This is a genomic window from Mesorhizobium sp. B2-7-3 (assembly GCF_006440715.1).
In the GTDB taxonomy this organism is placed as follows: Bacteria; Pseudomonadota; Alphaproteobacteria; order Rhizobiales; family Rhizobiaceae; genus Mesorhizobium; species Mesorhizobium australicum.
On sequence record NZ_VFTY01000003.1, the window covers coordinates 233,685 to 255,200 of the forward strand.

The window sequence follows — 21,516 nt, forward strand, 5'->3', positions numbered from 1 at the left end:
CCAGATTGTCAAATCTGAAGATTGCAAGAATGTCAGACAATCTGCTTGACGTCCTTCTGGCTGTATGATCCTTTTGACCGAGACGGGCAGTGACGGTGAGGATCATGAACATTGCGGCAGGGATGGCTTCCGACCAATTTGGCTCGCGACGCATCGACACCGGCCGCATCACCTTGAATGTGCGCGAGGCGGGCAACGGCCCGTTGATGCTGTTTTTCCATGGCATTACCTCCAATTCCGCGGTCTTCACGCCGTTGATGGCTCGGCTCTCGGATCGCTTCACCGCCGTGGCCGTCGACCAGAGAGGGCACGGCCACAGCGACAAGCCGGGAGGCGGTTACGAGGCGCATGACTATGCCGACGACATTGCCGGCTTGATCCGTACCCTCGACCGGGGTCCTGCCATCCTCGTCGGACATTCGCTTGGCGCGAGAAACTCCGTCACGGCAGCCGTGCGACATCCAGATCTGGTGCGGTCGGTCATCGCAATCGACTTCACGCCCTATATCGAGACCGAAGCGTTGGATGCGCTGGAAGCCCGGGTGAACGCGGGAAGCCAGCTTTTCGAGGATATCAAGGCCGTCGAAGCCTATCTTGCTGGCCGCTATCCGAACATTCCCGCCGACGCCATCAGGATCCGGGCCGAGAGCGGCTATCAGCGGGTCGACGGCGGGCTGCGACCATTGGCGTCGCCCGCGGCCATGGCCCAGACGGCCAAGGGCCTGCGATCGGACCTGGTGCCCGCCTATCGGGATGTGGCGAAGCCCGTCCTTATCGTTCGGGGCGAGGCGAGCAAATTGGTTTCGGCGGCGGCGCTGGCAAAAACAAGCCGGCTGCGGCCCGATCTGCCCGTGGTCGTCGTTCCGGGCGCCGACCACTACGTCAACGAGGTATCTCCCGAGATCACGCTGAAAGCGATCACGAATTTCATCGACGCCTGACGGCCCAGCACGCCGTCTTCTTGTACGCAGCATCAGGATAGAAAATGGCCAATGTAAACAAAACCCAAGGTAAGGCGCGCCGTGCCGAGGTCGCTGGCGGCGGCTTTGCCGGTCTGACCGCCGCCATCGCTCTGAGGCAGAACGGTTGGGATGTCAGGCTGCACGAAAAGAGCTCGGAGCTGCGGGCATTCGGCGCGGGCATCTATCTCTGGCACAATGGCCTTCGCGTGCTCGAAGGACTGGGCGCCCTGGATGATGTTCTCCAAGGTTCGCATACGCCCCCGACCTACGAGACCTGGATGCATAACAAGTCGGTTTCCAAGGAGACGTTCAACGGCCTCCCGTGGCGCATCATGACCCGGAGCCACCTGCATGACGCCCTGGTCAACCGCGCCCGCGCGCTGGGTGTCGACGTATCGGTCAACTCCGAAGCGGTTGCCGCCGATCCGGAAGGTCGCCTGACGCTTCAGACGGGAGAGGTTCTCGAAGCCGACCTGATCGTCGGCGCCGACGGCGTTGGCTCCAAGGTCAGGGACTCCATTGGCTTCAAGCAGGACCGATGGGTCTCCAAGGACGGTCTCATCCGGCTGATCGTGCCTCGCAAGAAGAAGGAACTCGGTCACGGCGAGTGGGACAACACCATAGACATGTGGAACTTCTGGCCGCGCGTTCAGCGGATCCTCTATTCGCCCTGCAACGAGAATGAGCTTTATCTCGGCCTCATGGCTCCAGCCGCCGATCCGCGGGGGTCGCAGGTCCCGATCGACCTTGAGGTCTGGGTCGAGATGTTCCCTTTCCTGGAGCCGTGCCTGATCGAGGCGGCGAAGCTGAAAACGGCCAGGTACGACAAGTACGAAACGACCAAGCTTGACAGCTGGACAAGAGGCAAGGTCGCCCTGGTGGGAGATGCCGCGCATGCGATGTGTCCGGCTCTTGCCCAGGGCGCCGGTTGCGCGATGGTCAATGCCTTCAGCCTGTCGCAAGATTTGCAGACTGGCTCTTCGGTCGAGGACGCGCTCGTCGCGTGGGAAAAGCGCATTCGCCCGATCACCGATCGCTGCCAGGCCCTGTCCGGCGACTATGCGGCGAACCGCTCGCTCTCGAAGGGAAACATGTTCACGCCGGCGGCATTGGAAGCAGCCCGCTACGACCCGCTGCGCGGCGTCTTCTCATGGCCGCAGTAGCATCGGACGAGCCGCTCAACGCATTAATCGGCGCGCGCGCAAGCTGCGCTCCCTTCAGGAGATAAAGATGAACTATTCCAGTGAAGTCGAACGGGATTACGATGTCAGGGGGTGGTACGCCTCGGTCCAGGAAAGCCGGCATGATGGCGGCCAGCCTGGCGAGACCCTCGTCAAAGTCGCGACTGGCGTGGTCATCCGCAATCCGTTCGCCGGAAAGTTCGTCGCCGAACTGTCCGACCTGACCAATCCCAGTTCAGCCATCGGTCATGCGCTCGGCGAGCGGGCCGTGGCGCTGCTCGGCAACAGGCCGGTCGAAAGCTATGGCAAGGGCGGTATCGCGGGCACATCCGGCGAGCAGGAACATGTCGTCGCCTGCATCACCACGGTGTTCGGAGATCCGCTGCGCCAGCAAGTGGGCGGCGGCAAGGCCTGGATCTCGTCGGTCAGCAAGGTCGCCGCAGCCGGCACATCCATCGATATCCCGCTTGCCCACAAGGACGAGCTCTACATCCGTTCCCACTATGATGCCGTCACATTTTCGGTGCCGGATGGCCCGCGCCCCGATGAGCTTTTGATCTGCGTGGCCGTCGCATCGGGTCCGCGCGTTCATCAGCGCGTCGGGGGCAAATCCGTCGCCGACCTCAAGGCCGGTGTCTAGTTCGATCGAAATTGGCGAAGGACGAATTCCATGCCCCTGAACATCAAGGACCTCAAGATTACGTCAGCGGATTTCAAGCCGCTCGGGAAGTTGCGCGACGAGCATGCCGGCGACAAAGGCAATGTGTTGCCCAGGCTTACGGTCAGCGGCGTCCCCGCGGGCACGAAGGAACTCGCGGTCATCTGCCATGATCCCGACGCGCCCTTGCCCAACGGCTTCACGCATTGGGTCGTCTACGGCATCGATCCGTCGACCACCGACCTTTCGGATGCGCAGGAGAAGTTTCGCGTCGGCCCAAACGGCGCCGGCGGCAAGCAGTATTACGGGCCCCAGCCGCCCGCAGGCCATGGAGAACATCACTATTACTTCTGGGTCTATGCCCTGGACACCAAGGTCGAAGGGACGCCTACCAGGGAGGAGTTCCTGCAGAAATATGCCGGGAACATCATCGAGCAAAACCGGATCGTTGGCCTCTACGAAAACAAGTGAAATCCGCGACGCCGGCGACCGATAACTAAGAATAAAAATGGTCGCCAGCGCCGCGCAATGGGAGAATTTGGAAATGAAAGACAACAGCCCAGCACACCAGACCGTCTTCGAAGAGCTGGTCACGGCGACGAAGATCCTTCTGAACGAAGGCATCATGGATACGTTCGGGCACATCAGTGCCCGTGACCCCCAGGATCCCCAAAGCTTCTTCCTGGCCCAGAAGCTTGCTCCGAGCTTGATAACCGTCGACGACATCCAGCGTTTCAATCTCGACGGCGAGACGTCGGACAATCGCCCGTCCTATCTTGAGCGCTACATCCACAGCGAGATCTACAAGGCGCGGCCCGACGTCCAATGTGTGCTCCACACCCATTCTCCGGCTGTCCTGCCGTACTGCTTCGTCGACACGCCGCTTCGGCCGGTCACCCACATGGGAGCTTTCATCGGCGAGAAAGTCCCGGTCTACGAGATTCGCGACAAGAATGGCGACGAGACGGATCTCTTCGGCGGCAGCCCCGGGATCTGCGCTGATATCGCCGAAAGTCTCGGCAACCAGACAGTGGTGCTCATGGCGCGGCATGGCGTCGTCAATGTCGGCAACTCCGTGCGTGAGGTCGTCTTCCGGGCCTTCTATCTCGAGCAGGAAGCGGCAGCGCTCACGGCCGGCCTGCGGATCGGCAACATCAAATATCTGTCGCCGGGCGAGATAAAGACGGCAGGAAAACTCGTCGGCGCCCAGATCGATCGAGGATGGAATCACTGGTCGCAGCGTCTGAGAGAGGCCGGCCTGGCCTAGTGCCGGCCGCCTAGAGGAATATCTAGTCCTGGCCGGGACGGTCCAGGCTCGGTTTCAATAGTTCCCTGGCGCAGGAGCGCCGGACCAAGGCAATGAAACGCACCATGCCGCACGCGGAAAGTTACGACTACATCATCGTTGGAGCCGGATCGGCCGGTTGCGTGCTCGCCAACCGGCTGAGCGCCGACCCCGGATGTTCGGTGCTGCTGCTCGAGGCCGGCGGCTGGGATCGCGACCCCATGATCCACATCCCGCTTGGCTGGGGCAAGATCCTGACCGAGCGACGTCACGACTGGATGTATTTCTGCGAACCGGAAGACAATGTCGGCGGACGCAGGGTCGAGTGCGCCCGCGGCAAGGTGATCGGCGGGTCTTCGTCGACCAACGCCATGGCCTATGTGCGGGGAAATCGCGGCGATTACGACCGTTGGGCGGCCAGCGGGCTCCATGACTGGTCGTACGACAAGGTGCTGCCCTATTTCCGCAAGCAGGAGAGCTGGGAAGGAGGCGCGAACCACTTTCGCGGCGGCAATGGTCCGGTCAGCACCCAGTTCTGCCGTTACAAGGACCCGCTGATCGACGCGTTTGCGCAAGCCAGCGTGGAGGCGGGATATCCACAGACGGACGACTACAATGGTGAGCGGCAGGAAGGTTTCGGCCGGCTCCAGATGACGATCTCGAACGGTCGGCGCAGTTCGACCGCGTCCGCCTATCTGCGGCCGGCCCTGAAGCGACCCAATTTGACCGTGCTGACCGGAGCGACGGCGACGAAGATCACGCTGGAGGGCACGCGCGCCACCGGCGTGGTTGTGAACCATGGCGGCGGCCAACGGTCGGTCGTCGCCCGCAAGGAAGTCCTGCTCTCGGGCGGCGTCATCAACACGCCGCAACTTCTGATGCTGTCCGGCATAGGGGCGCCAGAGGAGCTCGCGACGCACGGTATCCAGACGCGGGTCAACCTGCCGGCGGTCGGCAAGAACCTGCAGGATCACGTCTCGGTCATTCTCATGTACCGGCGCCGGGCTCCGGGCGGCCCTTTCCTTCGCAACATGCGTGCCGATCGGATCGGGTTCGATTTCGCCAAGACCTACTTCACGGGACGAGGTTTCTCGGGAGATGTGCCCGGCGGGGTCGTCGCGTTCCTGAAAAGCGGCCCGGAGCGTCCGTTGCCAGATGTGCAACTGCTGTTCACGGCCGCCCCGCTCGCCGCGTGGCCGTATTTGGAGCCATTCAAGGCGCCGTTTCCGGACGGGTTCGCCACACGGATCGTGGCGACGCAGCCTGAAAGCCGGGGCGCGGTGAAATTGGCCTCGGCCGATCCTCTCGCGGCGCCATTGATCCACCAGAATTTCCTCGCCTCGCCGAAGGACTGGGGCTCGCTTCGGGCCGGCTTCCGAGTGGCGAGGGACCTCGCGTCGCAGCCCTCCATGCAGCCCTTCATCGAGGCGGAGTTTTTCCCTGGCCCGAAGTGCCAGAGCGACGACGAAATCGATGAGCATATCCGCAAGACCTCCATCACCGTGCATCACCCGGCAGGAACCTGCCGGATGGGCGCCGACGCGGCCTCGGTCGTCGACCCGCAATTGCGGCTTCGTGGCGTCGACGGCCTGAGGGTGGTGGACGCTTCCGTCATGCCCGACCTGGTCTGCGGAAACATCAACGCGGCGGTGATCATGATTGCCGAGAAAGCCGCCGATCTCGTCGCGGCATCAAAAGCGGCAACGCAAAGCAGGGCAGCATAATGATCCAGCGTATCGCCATCATCGGTCTGGGTACGATGGGGCCTGGCATGGCCGCCCGGCTCGCCAGAGGCGGCCTGCAGGTCGTCGCCTACGATGTTGCCCCGGCCGCGATCGAGCGCGCGGGGTCCATGCTGGGCGTGGCCGAGGGCGTTCTCGACGCCCTGGGTATCGCGGCGCCACCGGCCGGCGCCGGAACGGTCCGCTTCACGGATGACATGGCAGACGCGGTATCGGGCGCCGACCTCGTCATCGAGAACGTTCCTGAAAACATTTCGATCAAGGCCGATGTCTATCGCACGATCGACAGCCTGATCGCATCGGACACGATCGTCGCGTCCGACACGTCGGGCATCCCGATCACCAAGCTGCAGGCGCACATCTCCCATCCCGAGCGGATGGTGGGCATGCACTGGTCGAACCCGCCGCATATCATCCCGATGATCGAGGTGATCGCAGGCGAAAAGACCGCGCCGCGTATCGTGACGACGATTCGCGACCTGATCCGCTCGATCGGCCTCTTGCCGGTGGTGGTGAAGAAGGATGTTCCGGGCTTCGTCGAAAACCGCGTGCTCTATGCGTTGCTGCGCGAGGCGGTCGACCTTGTCGAGCGCGGTGTCATCGAGCCGGAAGATCTCGACACCTGCGTCTCGTGGGGCATCGGCTACAAGATCGCGGTCATCGGGCCGATGGCGCTGCTCGATATGGCGGGCCTCGATATCTACAAGTCCGTCTCGTCCTTCCTCAACGCCGATCTCTCCAATCGCGACGATGTCGCGCCGATGGTGCTGGAAAAGACGAACGCGTCGAAGCTCGGCATCAAGTCGGGGGAGGGCATGTTCTGCTACACGCCCGAGCAGACAAAGGCGCTGCAAGGCGAACGGGCGCGCAAGCTCGTCGCGGTGCGTCGCATCCTGGAGGGCCGGGAGTAGCCATGACACATCGTGCTCACAAGGCCGGTCGGGTTGGGGTACCGCATGGAGGGCCAAGCCATGCGTGTTGAAACCATCCGGGCAGCCGGTGGCCGGCCGGCCCATATACGTCACGACGACCTGATCTCCGCCAAGGGCGTTTCGGTGGTCATGGCCAGGCAATTGGTTCTGCAGAACATCGATCTTTCGGTACCGAAGGGCTCGTTTGTTTCTCTCATTGGTCCTTCCGGTTGCGGCAAGAGCACCTTGCTGAAGGTTCTGGCCGGACTTGTAAATCCGACAAGCGGCAGCGTTTCGATCGCCGGGCTTTCGCCGGTCGAGGCGGCGCGCAAGCGCATGATCGGCCTCGTCTTCCAGGACGCCAACCTTTTGCCGTGGAAGAACGCCGTCGACAACGCTTCCATGCTGCTAGGTATCGCCGACAAGTCGCTTTCGCGCGCGCAACTACGGACGCGCGGACAGGAGATGCTTGAGCTGGTGGGCCTGGGCGACAGCGCCCACAAGCGTCCGAACGAATTGTCAGGCGGCATGCGCCAGCGCGTCGCTATCGCGCGGGCGCTGGCGCTCGATCCGGCGGTGCTGCTGATGGACGAGCCGTTCGGCGCGCTCGACGCCATTACCCGCGACCAGATGGGTCAGTCGCTGCTGGAGATCTGGCAGCGCACCGGCAAGACCATCGTTCTTGTCACCCACTCCATCGACGAGGCCATTCACCTGTCTCGCCATGTTCATGTGCTGGGGATCAAGCCCGGCCGGATCACCGAGAGCCTCGATATTGGCCTGCCCTATCCGCGCGATCTGTCGGTGACGGAAGATCCGGAGTTCGTCAGGCTGGTGGTTCAACTGCGCACGATGCTGCGCGCCAGCCACCAACCGGGAGGCGCGTCATGAGCGATCAACCCATCACCAATCCCCTCGACGCGCGGCTTGCGTCCGGCTGGGTGGCCGCGACCGGCAGCTGGCTGCCGGCGGTCATACTTTTGCTGGCGACGATCGTCGTATGGGAAGCCGTGGTGCGAATTTTCGCCATCTCCGCCTTCATCATTCCCGCCCCGTCCGAAATCGCGCAATCGCTGGTCGCGCAATGGGCTACGCTGATGCAGGCGACACTGGTGACGGCAGGCGAGATCCTGTTCGGGTTCCTTGTCTCCGTCGTTGTCGGCGTCGCCATTGCGCTGATCATCGTGCGCTTCGACTGGCTGGGCCGGGCGCTTTATCCGCTGGTGGTGCTGTTCCAGAACGTGCCGAAGGTGGCGCTGGCGCCGATCTTCATTCTCTGGTTCGGCTATGGGCTCGCGCCCAAGATCGGCCTGATCCTGGTTATCGCCTTCTTTCCGGTGACATTGTCGATGCTGGCCGGCATGCAGTCGGTCGACCGCTCGCTGCTGTCGCTGATGAATTCGGTCGGCGCCAGCCCGACGCAGATCCTGTTCAGGATCCGCGTTCCGCATTCGCTGCCGAACCTGATGGCGGGAACCAAGATCGCGGCCACGCTGAGCGTGATCGGCGCCATCGTCGGCGAATTCGCCGGTGCCTCGGACGGCTTAGGCTACGTCATCCAGTTCGCCTCGACCCAGCTCGACACCGCGCTGGTCTTCGCGGCGCTGCTGCTCGTCTCCGTGCTCGGCATCGCCTTCTACTACGCCGCCGAAATCCTCGAACGCATCGTGGTGCCATGGGCACCGAAATTCAGCCAGGCCTAGGCCTCTCGATCAACCACCGTCAATAAAAGGGAACAAAAATGCTGAGACGCTCACTTATCAAGGTAGCCACGCTTGCGGCCTTTGCCGGCGCGCTTGGCTTCTCGAACGCGACGCTGGCCGCTGACAAGATCACCGTCCAACTCGATTGGGTGGTGCGCGGCAACCACGCCATGTTCTTCGTCGGCAAGGAAAAAGGCTTCTTCGCCAAGAACGACATCGATGTCGCCGAAATCCGCAAGGGTTCGGGTTCGCCGGATGCCATGCGGCTGGTGGGCAACGGGAACGCGGATTTCGGTTTCGGCGATCTTCCCACGCTCGCCGTGGCCCGCTCGCAGAGCGTTCCGGTGGTGGCGGTGGCAGCCGTCAACCAGCACTCGCCGCTGGCAATCATGTCGCTCGCCAAGACGGTGAAGCTCACCAAGCCGGCCGATCTCAAGGGCCTGACCATCGGCATTCATCCAGCGGGCTCGACCTACATCTTCTTCAAGGGCTTCCTGGCGGCCAACGGCCTGACCGAAAAGGACATGACGCTGAACAGCGTCTCGCCGCCCTATGAAAGCTATCTGCTTCTCGGCCGGGTCCAAACGGTGGTCGGCTATGTCGACGCCGAGGTTCCCGAACTGGAAGCCAAGGCGGGCGGTCCCGGTTCGCTCAGCATCATGATGGGCGCCGACCATGGCTGGAAGGCTTATGGCTCCGGCCTGTTCACCTCGGAGACAATGATCAAGGACAAGCCGGACGTCGTCGCCCGTTTCGTCAAGGCCTACAGGGAAGCCTTCGATTATGTCGTCGCCCATCCGGAAGAAGCCGCCGAGATCACCGCCAAGGCCGCACCCGGTTACGCGGACAAGAAGGATGTGCTGCTGGCCCAGATCAACGCCGACGTCGCCTCAACCTTCACCAGCCCCGACACCAAGGACCACGGCCTCGGCTGGATGACGAAGACGCAGTGGGAGGAAACGCTGAAGACGCTCACCGACCAGGGCGTGCTCAAAGCTGCGCTGTCGGCCGACGACGTCTTCACCGACAAGTTCCTGGAGGAATAGGGCACGATGGCCCGGACGGACCGATCAATGAGCGCCTACCGGCATGCCAGGCTGTCCTGCTCCATGCCGCAGGACACCTCGCGCTCGCCTTTGGCGGCATCGGTTCGGTCGAGCGCGATCTGCCCGCGCGTGGCATATGCGCGACCCGCGAGGCCACACCACAGGCGCTCGACCGGCAGGTTTTCGCGCTTGTCGTTGAGGATGGTGAAGGTGCCGGTCTTGGGATCGAACCAGAGTTCGACACGAGCGCTCATGCCCGGCTCTATCGTGGCGATCCCTTCTGAATACCAGTGGGCGAAGTCGGCGTTGCAGGACACACCTTCCTTGCCGGCATTCGAAATCGTCAACGGCACCATATCGAGCCCGTCGGTTCCCTTGCGGACGATCACATGGTGCAACTCAACCGCGTTGGCAAGCGATGTGAACGCCAACATCACGGGGAGGACATAACGGATTTTCACTTTGCCTGAGCTCCATGGGTAGCTTTCTCAGGCAGTCTATCTCGCTTGTGCGCAATAACAATAAAAATATTGATTGGAAATCAAACAGAGAGGGTAACATGTTAAAGATCCTGAAGGGTAGCGTAAGTGCATTAATACTGTCTGGTATCTTGACGGGCGGCGCGCTTGCCGGCGAAGTCAAGTCGATCGCCATCCTCACGCCTGAAGAAGGCACGGACTATGGCTGGAACCAGCAAGGCATCGACGCCGCCAAGGCAGCCGGCAAGGCAGCCGGCGTCGAGGTGGTCGTGGCGCAGGGCCTCGGCTATGGCGATGTCCGTCCGACGCTGCGCGAGCTCGCGTCCGACGGCGCCAGCCTGCTGATCGCGCATGCCAGCGGCTACAACACCTCGGCGCCCGAGATCGCCAAGGAATTGAAGGTTCCGGTAGCGATCGTCGATACGCCGAACGGGCTGGAGAAAGGCCTCGTCGCCGACTACACGCTGAGCGGCCACCAGGGCGCCTATCTGGCCGGCCGTCTCGCCGCCAAGATGTCGCGCTCGAAGTCGGTCGGCATCGTCGTCTCCGGTGAACCGCCATCGTGGAACTCGCAATCGGCGGCGTTCGCGCAAGGGGTGAAGGCGGAGAACCCGGACGTCAAGATCACTTATGCGGTGATCGGGCCGGCCGCCTACAGTGACGCTGCCGGCGGCAAGCGCGTCACCGAAAGCGTTATCGCCTCGGGCGCCGACATCATTTTCGGCCAGGGCAACGGCTCCAGCTTCGGCATGCTGCAGGCAGTCGAGACGACAAAGGCCGCCGATGGCGGCAAGGTCTATTTCATCGACGTCATCGGCGACAAGTCGCCAATCGACAAGGGCTTCCTGCTGTCGTCGGTGGTGTGGAACATCGAACCGGTCTACGCGGCGATGATCGCCGACCTGAAAGCCGACACGTTCGGTACCAAGCGTTACTCGATCGGCCTCAAGGACGATTCCGTGCAGTTGCTGAAGACCGCCGCCATCCCCGACAACGTCTGGAGCGAAATCCAGGCGCTGCGCGAGGACGTCATTTCCGGCAAGATCAAGGTCGAGCCGGTCTATGACGCCGCCGCCGTCAGGGCGCTGATGACAAGCGTCGCCCAGTAAGGCGACCAGAAGTCGGCTGCCGGAGGGGCGATCGGTTCGCCCCTCCGGATATTTCCCGTTTTCCAGTGCTGGGCTTTCATGAGCAGTCTTTCTTCATCGCCCGTCGACAGCCGCGACATCGTCGCGCTCGAAGGCGTGACCAAACGCTTTCCCGGCATCGTCGCCAACGACAGCGTCGACCTGTCGATCCATCCTGGCGAGGTGCATGTACTGCTCGGCGAGAACGGCGCGGGAAAATCCACCTTGATCGGCATGCTGTCGGGCCTGCAGCAGCCGGACGAGGGGCGCATACTTGTCGACGGCAAGCCGACGCCGATCACGTCGCCGCGCCATGCGCTGGCGCTTGGCATCGGAACGGTGTTCCAACACATGATGCTGGTGCCCACCCTGACAGTCGCCGAGAACCTGCTTCTTGGCGGGCCCTGGTGGCAGCGTCCGAGGACCGAAGAGCTTGCGGCCCGCGTGGCCGAGATCACTGGCAGCCTCGGCATCACAGTAAAACTGCATGCCAAGGTTTCGGAACTCTCGCTCGGTGAGCAGCAGCAAGTCGAAATCCTGCGCGCCATGGTGCGCAACAGCCGGGTGCTGATCCTCGACGAATCCACCTCGATGCTGACGCCGAAGGGCATCGAGGAACTTGGCGCGCTGATGCGGCGCCTCGTCGAACAGGGATTGGCGATCGTCTTCATCACCCACAAGCTCAAGGAGGCGGCCGCCTTCGGCGACCGCATCTCGGTTCTCAAGCTCGGCCGCAAGGTGGGCGAGATCCCGCCCGAGCGGTTTCGCGCACTCGGCGAGCAGGAGATTATTTCCGAGATCGTGGAGTTGATGTTCGGCAAGCAGAAGGACGATCCCGAAGCGGTCGAACGTCCGGCCCGCGCGGTCGATGCCAGTGCCGCGCCTCTGCTTCAGGTCGCGGATCTGACGGTCGCGCCGACCGACAATGCACCCGGCCTGTCGTCGATCTCCTTCGACATCCGCCCGGGCGAGATACTCGGCATCGCTGGTATCGATGGCAACGGCCAGAAACAGCTGGCGGAGGCCTTGGCCGGTCAACGGGCGGCGACCAGCGGCTCGGTTCGGCTGGAGGGCACCGCCATCGAGGCGCTGAGCGTCGGCGAACGCCGCCACCGCGGTCTTCGCTACCTGACCGACGACCGGCTGGGCGAGGGCACCGTCGGCACGTTCCCGGTCTCCATCAACTTCTTCCTTAAGCAAGTCGGGGCGGCGCCCTTCTGGCGCAGCGGCGTCGAGCAGCGCGCCGAGATCGACAGGCGTGCCGCCGAGCTGGTGCGCGAATACGATGTGCGTACGCCAAGCTTGAAGACGCCCGTTGCCCGGCTCTCCGGCGGCAACATCCAGAAGGTGCTGCTGGCGCGGGAATTGGCCGAAGGCGCCAAGGTGGTGATCTTCAACAAGCCGACCTATGGGCTCGATCTCGCCAACACGCTGGCCTCGCGCCAGCGCATCCGCGACACGGCGGCACGCGGCCTCGCCGTGCTCCTGATCTCCACCGACCTCGAGGAACTGCTCAGCATGTGCGACCGTATCGCCGTCATTGCCAATGGTGCGCTGGTCGGCACCGTCGCCAATGTCGACGACGCCCGTACCAGGGTTGGTCGCCTGATGATCGGACTTGCCGCATGAGCATCGACACCGCACCCGCCGCTGGCGCTACCGCACTCGATGCCACGAGCGCCGCCGCCACGCGGCGCGACATAGTGCACCGGCTGCTGATGACGCTTGGGCCGATTCTTGCTGCTCTCGTCATCGCCGGCTGCATCCTGCTTGCCGTCGGCGTCGACCCGCTCGCTTACTATGGCTACGTGCTGGAGAAGGGCCTCTTCTCGCCACTGGGCATCCAGCAGACGCTGACGCGCATGGCGCCACTGCTGTTTCTCGCCGCCGGCCTGATCGTTGCCTTTCGCGCCGGCATGTGGAATCTGGGCGGCGACGGCCAGTTCCTGCTCGGCGCCGTCACGGCGGCGGCCAGCGCTCCCGTGCTGGTGCAGGTCATGCCAGCCTGGCTGGCGTTGTTCTGCGCGTTCCTGATTGCCATGCTGGTGGCCATGATCTGGTCGCTGGTGCCGGCGCTGCTGCGCGCCTATCAGGGTGTCAACGAGATCATCACCACGCTGATGATGACGTTCCTCGGCACGTCGCTCGCCAATGTGCTGGTCAAGCTGGTGTTTCGCGATCCCGGCACGACCGTGCCGCAGACCCGCACGCTGCCGGTGGAGGACCGGCTACCGCGCCTGTTCGAAACCACCATCACCAGTGGCCTGCTGCTCGGCCTGGCGGCAATCATCATCGTGCATCTTGTGATGACGCGTACGGCATTCGGGCTGAAATTGCGGATCGTCGGCGCCAATCCGCGTGCGGCGGTTCATGCGGGGCTGGGCGTGCCCGGCCTGACGATTGCCGTCTTTGCCATTTCCGCCGGGCTCGCCGGCCTTGCCGGCGCTGTCGACATCATCGGCGTGCAAGGCAATGTTCGCGCCGACTGGAATCCAGCCTATGGGCTGGCGGTCATTCCGGCCGTGTTTCTCGCCCGCATGAACGGCTTTGCCGCGATCGGCTTCGTGTTCCTGCTCTCCGTATTGTCGATCGGCGGCGAGAGCGCGGCGCGGCGGCTTGGCGTGCCCAATCACTTCACGCTGGTGCTGGTCTCCATCGTGCTGATCGTGCTCGCCTTGGCCGAATATGTCGACCACCGTTATCATCAGTCGAGAAAGGCGTAGGGTATGACCGGGCTCTTCAGCGAAGTCTTTCTCAGCGCATTGCTGTTTGGCGCCGTCACCGCCGCCATTCCGCTGCTGCTTGCCGGGCTCGGCGAGCAGATGTCGGAAAAGGCCGGCGTGCTCAACATCGGCATCGAGGGCATGATGCTGGCCGGCGCTTATCTCGGCTTCGTCGGCGCGTTCTATTCGGGATCGCTGTGGCTAGGCTTTCTCACCGGCGCTGCGGGCGGCGTCGCGGTGGCGCTGATCATGGCGCTGCTTTGCGTGCGCATCGGGCTGAACCAGATCGTCATCGGCATCGCGCTGACGCTTGGTCTCGAAGGCCTGACGGCGCTGCTCCATCATTTCCAGTTTTCGCGCAGCTATCCCCGCCTGCCGGCGGCGGACGCAACCGTCATTCCGCTGCTGTCGGACATTCCGGTGATCGGCCCGGCCTTCTTCAGGCATCACTTGATCGTCTATCTGGCGGTCGCCCTGGTGTTCGCCATGAGCCACCTCTACCGCCGCACGCAGCTCGGCCTCAACCTGCAGGCAGCGGGCGACAAGCCGGCCGCGCTCGATGTCGCCGGCATCGACGTCATCAGGACCCGTACCATCGCGGTGCTGACGACCGGCGCGCTGGCAGGGCTTGGCGGCGCCTACCTCGCTAATGTCGGAGCGGGCCTGTTCATTCCGTTCATCACCAATGGCGCCGGCTTTCTCGGCATCGTGCTGGCCATGCTGGCGCGGGGACGGCCGATCTGGGTGCTGTTTGGGGCTCTTTTGTTCGGCGTGTGCCTGTCGCTGACGACGGCCATGCAGGTGGCGGGCATCAACATACCGACCGATGTCATCCAGATGCTGCCGTTCCTGGCGGTGATGATCATGCTGGTGCTGTTCGGGCGGCGGGCCAGCCTGCCGGCGGCACTGGGCATTCCATACGAGCGCGGGGCGCGCTGAGAAAAACCAGACGCGCGGATGGAACCCGCGCCGGAAAAGGAGGCAACAATGTCGGATACCAAGGTCTACCTGCTCGACGGCGGCTCACTTGTCCTCGACGGCTATCATGTGTTCTGGAACCGTGGCCCAGGCGGCGAAGTGCGCTTCCCCGTCTATTCGATCCTGATCGAGCATGCCGAGGGCCGCTTCCTCATAGATACCGGCTATGACTACGACCACGTCATGAAGGTGCTGCCCTTCGAGAAGCCGATCCAGGAAAAGCACCAGACCATTCCCGGCGCGCTGGCGCTGCTCGGGCTGGAGCCGAAGGACATCGACGTGGTCGTCAACTCGCACTTCCATTTCGACCATTGCGGCGGCAACAAGTACTTTCCGCATGCCAAGAAGATCTGCCACCGTTCGGAGGTGCCGCAGGCCTGCAATCCGCAGCCTTTCGAACATCTCGGTTATTCCGATCTGAGCTTCTCGGCCGAGGCCGCCGAAGCGCGCGGCGCGACCGCCCAGCTGCTGGAAGGCACGACGCGCGCCAACTCGACTTTCGAGGGGATAGATGGCGACGTCGAGCTTGCCAAAGGGGTCAGGCTGATCTCGACCCCCGGCCACTCGATCGGCCATTACAGCCTTCTGGTCGAGTTTCCCAAGCGCAAGCCGATCATGTTCACGATCGACGCCGCCTACACGCAGAAGAGCCTGGAAACGCTTTGCCAGGCCGCCTTCCATATCGACCCGGTCGCGGGCGTCAATTCGATGCGCAGGGTGAAGAAACTTGCCGAGGATCACGGCGCCGAGCTGATGTACTCGCACGACATGGACAACTTCAAGACCTACAAAACCGGCACACAGTTCTACGGCTGATCGCCGCCAATCCGGAGACCAAGACCATGCGCTATCCCGATCACGCGGATCCGGTCCTCACGCTGACGGCGGGGCCAGTCAATGCCTATGCCGAGGTGCTGCGAGGCCTCGGCCGCACGGTGCTCTACGACTATGACCCGGCCTTCCAGCTCTTCTACGAGAAGGTCGTCGACAAGGCTCAAAAAGCGATGCGGCTTTCCAACAAGCCAGTCATCCTGCACGGAGAGCCGGTGCTGGGTCTCGAGGCGGCGGCGGCGTCGTTGATCACATCGGACGACGTCGTGCTCAACCTTGCCTCGGGCGTCTACGGCAAGGGGTTCGGCTATTGGGCGAAGCGCTATACACCGCATCTCCTCGAAATCGAAGTGCCCTACAATGAGGCGATCGACCCGCAGGCGGTTGCCGCCATGCTGAAGGCGCATCCGGAAATCACTGTCGTCTCCGTCTGCCATCACGACACGCCGTCGGGCACGATCAACCCGATCGATGCCATCGGCGCGCTGGTGTCGGCGCATGGCGGTTACCTGATCGTCGATGCCGTCTCGTCTTTCGGTGGCATGAAGACGCATCCGGAGGACTGCAAGGCCGACATCTATGTGACCGGCCCGGGCAAATGTCTTGGCGCGCCGCCAGCGCTGACGATCATGGGGGTCAGCGACCGCGCCTGGGCCAAGATGAAGGCCAACAAGGCGGCGCCCCGGGCCTCGATGCTGAGCATCGTCGACTGGGAGAACGCCTGGTCTCGCGACAAGCCATTCCCCTTCACGCCCTCGGTGGCCGAAGTGAACGGCCTCGATGTGGCACTCGATCTCTATCTCAACGAGGGGCCGGAAGCGGTTTGGGCGCGCCATGCACTGACGGCCAAGGCCATGCGGGCAGGCGTCGTCGCCATGGGCCTGTCGATCTGGGCCGCCAGCGATGCAATCGCCTCGCCGAGCACCACGGCCGTTCGCACACCCGACGGTGTCGACGAGAAAGCACTTCGCCAGGCAGCGCGCGCCCGCTACGGCGTGGTGTTTTCGTCGGGTCGCGGCGAAACTTTGGGGAAGCTTACACGCATCGGCCATATGGGCCCGACGGCACAGCCGATCTATGCGATCGCGGCGCTGACGGCGCTTGGCGGCGCCATGAACGCGGCTGGCCAGAAGCTTGCGGTCGGCAAGGGCATCGACGCGGCGCTGGCGGTGATCGACGCCGACGCCTGAACAGACATCAACAGACTGCGCATCGAGGGAGAAATTTCATGACTGAACGGCTTGCGGGAAAGACGGCGCTGGTGACGGGGGCGGCACAAGGCATCGGCAAGGCGATCGCGGTGCGGCTGGCGGCCGACGGCGCGACCGTCATCGTCAGCGACATCAATGCCGAGGGCGCCAAGGCCGCGGCCGCCGAAATCGGCGGCAAGGCGAAGGCGATTGCAGCCGATATTGCCGATCCGGCCTCGGTCAAGGCGCTGTTTGACGAAATACAGGCGCTCGCCGGCGGTGTCGACGTCCTGGTCAACAATGCCAGCATCGTGCCGTTCGTCGCCTGGGACGATGTCGACCTCGACCATTGGCGCAAGATCATCGACGTCAACCTGACGGGGACCTTCATCGTCACCCGCGCGGCGACCGACCAGATGCGGGCGGCGGGCAAGGCCGGACGCGTGATCAGCATCGCCTCCAACACCTTCTTCGCCGGAACGCCGAACATGGCGGCCTATGTCGCGGCCAAGGGCGGCGTCATTGGTTTCACCCGGGCGCTGGCCACCGAGCTTGGCAAGTATAACATCACGGCCAATGCGGTGACGCCCGGCCTGATCGAGAGCGATGGTGTCAAGGCGAGCCCGCACAACGAGGCGTTCGGCTTCGTCGAGATGCTCCAGGCGATGAAGGGCAAGGGCCAGCCCGAACATATCGCCGATGTCGTGTCGTTCCTGGCCAGCGAGGACGCCCGCTGGATCACCGGCCAGACGCTGAATGTCGACGCCGGAATGATCAGGCACTAAGGGCAATCGTCAAGTCCGGCGCCTTGCCGGCCTGATGGCCGGCCATCGAAACGTCTGGCTTTTCGCTGGCCTCCAGCCTCCCGGCTAGGCCAGCGTGTTCCCAAAGCCTGGCGTCTACCGGCGGCGTTATCGGGGTGCACCTCGATAACGCCGCCGGGACTGATTATGCGGCGCGCGGTTGCGAGCGACGCATCCGGCCGCTATGCCGGGCCGGGATTTCTTGACGAGAAGGCAGAGCTGATGAAAGTCGTTTCCACGTCCAAGTCGCATGGCGGCGTGCAAGGTGTTTATTCACACGCTTCCGAAGCCTGCGCCTGCGACATGACCTTTGCCGTCTTCGTGCCGCCGCAGGCCAAGGATGGGCCACTGCCGGTGCTCTGGTATCTGTCGGGCCTCACCTGCACTCATGCCAATGTCATGGACAAGGGCGAATACCGGCGTCTGGCGGCCGAGCTCGGCCTGATCGTGGTCTGCCCCGACACAAGCCCACGCGGCGAGGGTGTGGCCGACGAAAAGGATAATTGGCAGTTCGGCTCGGGCGCCGGCTTCTATCTCGACGCGACGCAGCAGCCCTTCGCCAGGAACTACCGGATGCACTCCTATATCGTCGACGAGCTGCCGGCCGTGATCGCCAGCCAGTTCCCCGCCGACATGGAGCGCCAGTCGATTTTTGGCCACTCCATGGGCGGGCATGGCGCGCTGACCATCGCGCTGAAGAACTCCGAGCACTTCAGAAGTTGCTCGGCGTTCGCACCGATCGTTCAGCCGATGACGGCAGACTGGTCGCGGCCGGCTCTGGAAAAATATCTCGGCAAGGACGAGAAATCCTGGCGCGCCTACGACGCAACAGCGCTGATCGAAGACGGGCACCGCTTCGGCGAATTCCTGGTCGATCAGGGCACCGCCGATGGCTTCCTCAAGGATGGCCTGCGGCCATGGCTTCTCGAAGATGCCTGCAAGAAGTCCGGCATCGCGCTCACCTTGCGCATGCAGGAAGGCTACGATCATTCCTATAATTTCATCTCGACCTTCATGGACGACCATTTGAAGTGGCACGCCGCGCGCCTGGCCAAGTAGGAGCACGCCAGGGGCTACTCACTCCGTGAGGATCGGGTTCGGGTCCGGCAAGGCCATCCCATAGGCGGTGTCGGCCGCGCCTTCGGCTATGTCACTGGCGCAGGATCCGCAGGGCAAGAGCCTGAGCACGCTGATGCTGACGCGGCGGCGCGGAAATCGGCCGCGAACTCGATCGTTACGCGCTCAAACGGGTATGGCTGCGTGGATAGCAAACCGAGCCAAGGTTCTCGGGCGCCGGAGCCCATTAGTATCTGAAATTATTCTAGAAATTGGTAGCGGGAGAGGGACTTGAACCCCCGACCCCAGGATTATGATTCCCGTGCTCTAACCAACTGAGCTACCCCGCCAGGGCGGCGACAGGCCCGAAATCCGCCTTAAATCGAAAGGCATTTCGAGGCGTTCGCCAAGGTCGCGCGGATATAAGGTTGGGAGGGCGAGCCTGTCAAGCTTCGATGCATTCGATATCAAGGCTATTCTCGATGGGGAAAAGCTTTGCCGCACGAACAGCTGGTTGGTGCCGCCGGGGTTGAGTTCGACGGGGCACGTCGCTATGTCTCGGCCACGATTTTTTAGAGTTTGAAACAGATGAAGCCGCGCATTGCAGTCCTCGGTTGCGGATACTGGGGCTCCAACCACATCCGCACCCTCAAGGCGCTCGGCGCATTGCACGCGGTTTCCGACACCAATCGGGCTCGCGCCGAAGGTTTCGCCAGCGAACAGGACTGCCTGGCGATCGAGCCGGACCAACTGTTCGTCCGCGATGACATCGACGCCATCATCATGGCCTTGCCGCCGCAGTTCCATGCCGATCTTGCCGTGCGCGCCGTCGAGAACGGCAAGGACGTGCTGGTGGAAAAGCCGATCGCGCTGACGGTGGCCGATGCCGAGCGCTCGGTGCAGGCGGCCAAGGACAATAGCCGCGTGTTCATGGTCGGCCATGTCCTGCGTTTCCATCCCGCCTTCGAGACGTTGAAAGGGCTGATCGACAAGGGCGAGCTCGGCGAGGTCCGCTACATCCATTCGCACCGGCTGGGGCTTGGCAAGTTCCATACCGAGAACGATGCGCTATGGGACCTGGCGCCGCACGATCTGTCGATGATCCTGGCCATCACCGGCACCGAGCCGATCGAGGTGCGCGGCGAGGGAGCGGCACTCCTCGACAATCTCAGCGATTTCGCGCATCTGCACATGCGCTTTCCCAACGGACTGCGCAGCCATCTTTTCACGTCGCGGCTCAACCCCTATCGCGAGCGGCGGCTGACCGTGGTCGGCACCAAGGCGATGGCGGTGTTCGACGATGTCGAGCCATGGGAGCGCAAGCTTGCGGTCTACCGCCACGCCGTGTGGCAGGACAGCGGCCAGTGGGCATTCACCACCAATGAGCCGTCCTATGTCGCGGTTGCCCAGGGCATGCCGCTGACGCGCGAACTGGAGCACTTCATCCACTGCATCGAAACGCGCGCCGAACCGCGCACCAGCGGCGAGGAAGCGATCAGGGTGCTGCGCATCCTGACGGCCGGCACCGTCACCCACACCAAATCCACGGCCTGAGGGAAGGCTACGCCGCACTCCTGGTACGATTGGCAGGGGAGAGCTACTCGGCGGGAACTTGCGCCGGCTTCGCGGCCAGCCGGCTCAGCATCGCTTCGGCTTCGGCGCCGCGCTCGGAGCGCACGATGAAGCCGCCGCCGAAGACACGGGCCTCGTTGCCGTCGTCGGAATAGAGCACGCAGGCCTGTCCAGGCGCGATGCCGGATTCACCGTCGGCCAGTTCGACCGAGGCCACACCTGCCTCGTGACGCAGCACGGCCGGCCGTGGCGGCCTGGTCGAGCGCACCTTGGCGAACAGCTCGATGCCGCCGGCGGGCACATCGGCGAGGCCTCCGTCTCCCAGCCAGTTCATGTTGCGCAGATAGATCTTGTGCGTCTCCAGCGCCTCGCGCGGGCCGACCACGACACGGGCGCGCTCGGCGTCGAGATGGACGACATAGAGCGGCTCGCCGGACGCGATGCCGATGCCACGGCGCTGGCCGATCGTGTAGCGCAGAATGCCCTCGTGGCGACCGAGCACACGGCCGTCGATATGAACGATGTCGCCTGGGTTGGCGGCAGTCGGCTTCAGCTTGGCGATGATGTCGGAATATTTGCCTTGCGGCACGAAGCAGATGTCCTGGCTGTCCTGCTTGGCGGCCACCGTCAGCCCCATCTCCTCGGCGATGGCGCGAACCTGGGGCTTCGATAGGCCGCCGAGCGGAAAGCGCAGGTAGTCGATCTGCGCCTGCGTGGTGGCGAACAGGAAGTAGCTCTGGTCGCGGTCGGCATCGACCGGCCGGTAAAGCGCCCGGTGAGCGCCATTGGCGCCGGAGCGGATGTAGTGGCCGGTGGCCAGCGCGTCGGCGCCGAGATCCTTGGCCGTGGCCAGGAGATCGGCGAACTTGACCGTCTGGTTGCAGGAAACGCAAGGAATGGGGGTTTCGCCGGCGACGTAGCTCTCGGCGAACGGATCGATAACCGCCTTGCGGAACCGCTCCTCGTAATCGAGCACATAATGGGGAATACCCAGCGTCTCGGAAACGCGACGGGCATCGTCGATGTCCTGGCCGGCGCAGCATGAGCCGGCCCGATGCGTTGCCGCACCATGATCATAGAGTTGCAAGGTGACGCCGACGACATCGTAGCCCTCGCGCTTCAACAAGCCGGCGACCACTGATGAATCGACGCCGCCCGACATGGCGACGACGACGCGGGTCTCTTCGGGACGTCTGGGAAGGTCGAGACTGTTCATGGTGCTTTCATTTCGCGGCAGCTCAATGCCAATGTCGAGAATATAGGTCAAGC

21 protein-coding genes and 1 tRNA gene are annotated in these 21,516 nt (G+C 63.4%); 19 read left to right on the top strand and 3 right to left on the bottom strand.

Annotated elements, in window-relative coordinates; genetic code table 11:
- Positions 1 to 104: 104 nt before the first annotated feature.
- The 10 genes from FJW04_RS08535 (at position 105) to FJW04_RS08580 (ending at position 9,488) form a co-directional block, all read left to right on the top strand.
- The gene (locus FJW04_RS08535) at positions 105 to 941 is read left to right on the top strand and encodes an alpha/beta hydrolase (RefSeq protein ID WP_140713527.1); all 837 of its coding nucleotides are present in this window, start codon (positions 105 to 107) and stop codon (positions 939 to 941) included.
- Between the two features lie 44 nt (positions 942 to 985).
- The gene (locus FJW04_RS08540) at positions 986 to 2,125 is read left to right on the top strand and encodes an NAD(P)/FAD-dependent oxidoreductase (protein ID WP_015315974.1); all 1,140 of its coding nucleotides are present in this window, start codon (positions 986 to 988) and stop codon (positions 2,123 to 2,125) included.
- Positions 2,126 to 2,192: 67 nt separating this feature from the next.
- Complete coding sequence (locus FJW04_RS08545; RefSeq protein WP_041163678.1) at positions 2,193 to 2,783, top strand: amino acid synthesis family protein; 591 nt, start codon at positions 2,193 to 2,195, stop codon at positions 2,781 to 2,783.
- Positions 2,784 to 2,813: 30 nt separating this feature from the next.
- Positions 2,814 to 3,272 (top strand): YbhB/YbcL family Raf kinase inhibitor-like protein, encoded by a 459-nt coding sequence (locus FJW04_RS08550; RefSeq protein WP_015315976.1) that lies wholly within the window; start codon positions 2,814 to 2,816, stop codon positions 3,270 to 3,272.
- 73 nt (positions 3,273 to 3,345) lie between these two features.
- The gene (locus tag FJW04_RS08555; protein ID WP_140617623.1) at positions 3,346 to 4,068 is read left to right on the top strand and encodes a class II aldolase/adducin family protein; all 723 of its coding nucleotides are present in this window, start codon (positions 3,346 to 3,348) and stop codon (positions 4,066 to 4,068) included.
- 104 nt (positions 4,069 to 4,172) lie between these two features.
- The gene (locus FJW04_RS08560) at positions 4,173 to 5,810 is read left to right on the top strand and encodes a choline dehydrogenase (RefSeq protein WP_140713900.1); all 1,638 of its coding nucleotides are present in this window, start codon (positions 4,173 to 4,175) and stop codon (positions 5,808 to 5,810) included.
- Entirely contained in the window at positions 5,810 to 6,739 is a 930-nt protein-coding gene (gene fhmpcd1, locus FJW04_RS08565; RefSeq protein WP_140713529.1) for a 5-formyl-3-hydroxy-2-methylpyridine 4-carboxylate 5-dehydrogenase, read from the top strand. Before FJW04_RS08560 ends, fhmpcd1 begins: the two co-directional genes overlap by 1 nt.
- A 60-nt stretch (positions 6,740 to 6,799) precedes the next feature.
- Positions 6,800 to 7,630 (top strand): ABC transporter ATP-binding protein, encoded by an 831-nt coding sequence (locus tag FJW04_RS08570; RefSeq protein WP_140713531.1) that lies wholly within the window; start codon positions 6,800 to 6,802, stop codon positions 7,628 to 7,630.
- Positions 7,627 to 8,442, top strand: a complete 816-nt coding sequence (locus tag FJW04_RS08575; protein ID WP_140713533.1) for an ABC transporter permease — start codon at positions 7,627 to 7,629, stop codon at positions 8,440 to 8,442. The genes FJW04_RS08570 and FJW04_RS08575 overlap by 4 nt, the downstream gene beginning before the upstream one ends.
- A 38-nt stretch (positions 8,443 to 8,480) precedes the next feature.
- Entirely contained in the window at positions 8,481 to 9,488 is a 1,008-nt protein-coding gene (locus FJW04_RS08580) for an ABC transporter substrate-binding protein (RefSeq protein WP_140665222.1), read from the top strand.
- A 35-nt stretch (positions 9,489 to 9,523) separates the two neighbouring features.
- Here the strand turns inward: FJW04_RS08580 and FJW04_RS08585 are convergent, their stop codons facing one another.
- Positions 9,524 to 9,949, bottom strand: a complete 426-nt coding sequence (locus FJW04_RS08585) for a hypothetical protein (RefSeq protein WP_140617627.1) — start codon at positions 9,947 to 9,949, stop codon at positions 9,524 to 9,526.
- A gap of 98 nt (positions 9,950 to 10,047) precedes the next feature.
- Here FJW04_RS08585 and FJW04_RS08590 point away from each other — a divergent pair, with 98 nt between their 5' ends.
- The 8 genes from FJW04_RS08590 (at position 10,048) to fghA (ending at position 18,678) form a co-directional block, all read left to right on the top strand.
- Positions 10,048 to 11,076 carry a BMP family protein gene (locus FJW04_RS08590; RefSeq protein ID WP_140713535.1) on the top strand — a complete coding sequence of 343 codons (1,029 nt, stop codon included), beginning with the start codon at positions 10,048 to 10,050 and terminating at the stop codon, positions 11,074 to 11,076.
- A gap of 78 nt (positions 11,077 to 11,154) precedes the next feature.
- Positions 11,155 to 12,723: an ABC transporter ATP-binding protein gene (locus FJW04_RS08595; RefSeq protein ID WP_140713537.1), complete on the top strand. Its 1,569-nt coding sequence runs from the start codon at positions 11,155 to 11,157 to the stop codon at positions 12,721 to 12,723.
- The gene (locus FJW04_RS08600) at positions 12,720 to 13,817 is read left to right on the top strand and encodes an ABC transporter permease (protein ID WP_140713539.1); all 1,098 of its coding nucleotides are present in this window, start codon (positions 12,720 to 12,722) and stop codon (positions 13,815 to 13,817) included. Before FJW04_RS08595 ends, FJW04_RS08600 begins: the two co-directional genes overlap by 4 nt.
- A 3-nt stretch (positions 13,818 to 13,820) precedes the next feature.
- Complete coding sequence (locus tag FJW04_RS08605; RefSeq protein ID WP_140617631.1) at positions 13,821 to 14,756, top strand: ABC transporter permease; 936 nt, start codon at positions 13,821 to 13,823, stop codon at positions 14,754 to 14,756.
- Between the two features lie 48 nt (positions 14,757 to 14,804).
- Positions 14,805 to 15,611 (top strand): 4-pyridoxolactonase, encoded by an 807-nt coding sequence (locus tag FJW04_RS08610; RefSeq protein WP_023770377.1) that lies wholly within the window; start codon positions 14,805 to 14,807, stop codon positions 15,609 to 15,611.
- Positions 15,612 to 15,637: 26 nt separating this feature from the next.
- The gene (locus FJW04_RS08615) at positions 15,638 to 16,816 is read left to right on the top strand and encodes an alanine--glyoxylate aminotransferase family protein (RefSeq protein ID WP_140713541.1); all 1,179 of its coding nucleotides are present in this window, start codon (positions 15,638 to 15,640) and stop codon (positions 16,814 to 16,816) included.
- Between the two features lie 38 nt (positions 16,817 to 16,854).
- Positions 16,855 to 17,601 carry an SDR family NAD(P)-dependent oxidoreductase gene (locus FJW04_RS08620; RefSeq protein ID WP_140713543.1) on the top strand — a complete coding sequence of 249 codons (747 nt, stop codon included), beginning with the start codon at positions 16,855 to 16,857 and terminating at the stop codon, positions 17,599 to 17,601.
- Between the two features lie 240 nt (positions 17,602 to 17,841).
- Complete coding sequence (gene fghA, locus FJW04_RS08625) at positions 17,842 to 18,678, top strand: S-formylglutathione hydrolase (RefSeq protein WP_140713545.1); 837 nt, start codon at positions 17,842 to 17,844, stop codon at positions 18,676 to 18,678.
- A 270-nt stretch (positions 18,679 to 18,948) separates the two neighbouring features.
- Here the strand turns inward: fghA and FJW04_RS08630 are convergent.
- Positions 18,949 to 19,025 (bottom strand) — tRNA-Met (locus FJW04_RS08630).
- Between the two features lie 238 nt (positions 19,026 to 19,263).
- Here FJW04_RS08630 and FJW04_RS08635 point away from each other — a divergent pair.
- Positions 19,264 to 20,229, top strand: coding sequence for a Gfo/Idh/MocA family oxidoreductase (locus tag FJW04_RS08635; RefSeq protein ID WP_015315992.1), 966 nt, complete (start codon positions 19,264 to 19,266; stop codon positions 20,227 to 20,229).
- Between the two features lie 43 nt (positions 20,230 to 20,272).
- On the opposite strand, the gene mnmA is transcribed toward FJW04_RS08635, so the two are convergent.
- Positions 20,273 to 21,463 (bottom strand): tRNA 2-thiouridine(34) synthase MnmA, encoded by a 1,191-nt coding sequence (gene mnmA, locus FJW04_RS08640; protein ID WP_140713547.1) that lies wholly within the window; start codon positions 21,461 to 21,463, stop codon positions 20,273 to 20,275.
- Positions 21,464 to 21,516: the final 53 nt, after the last annotated feature.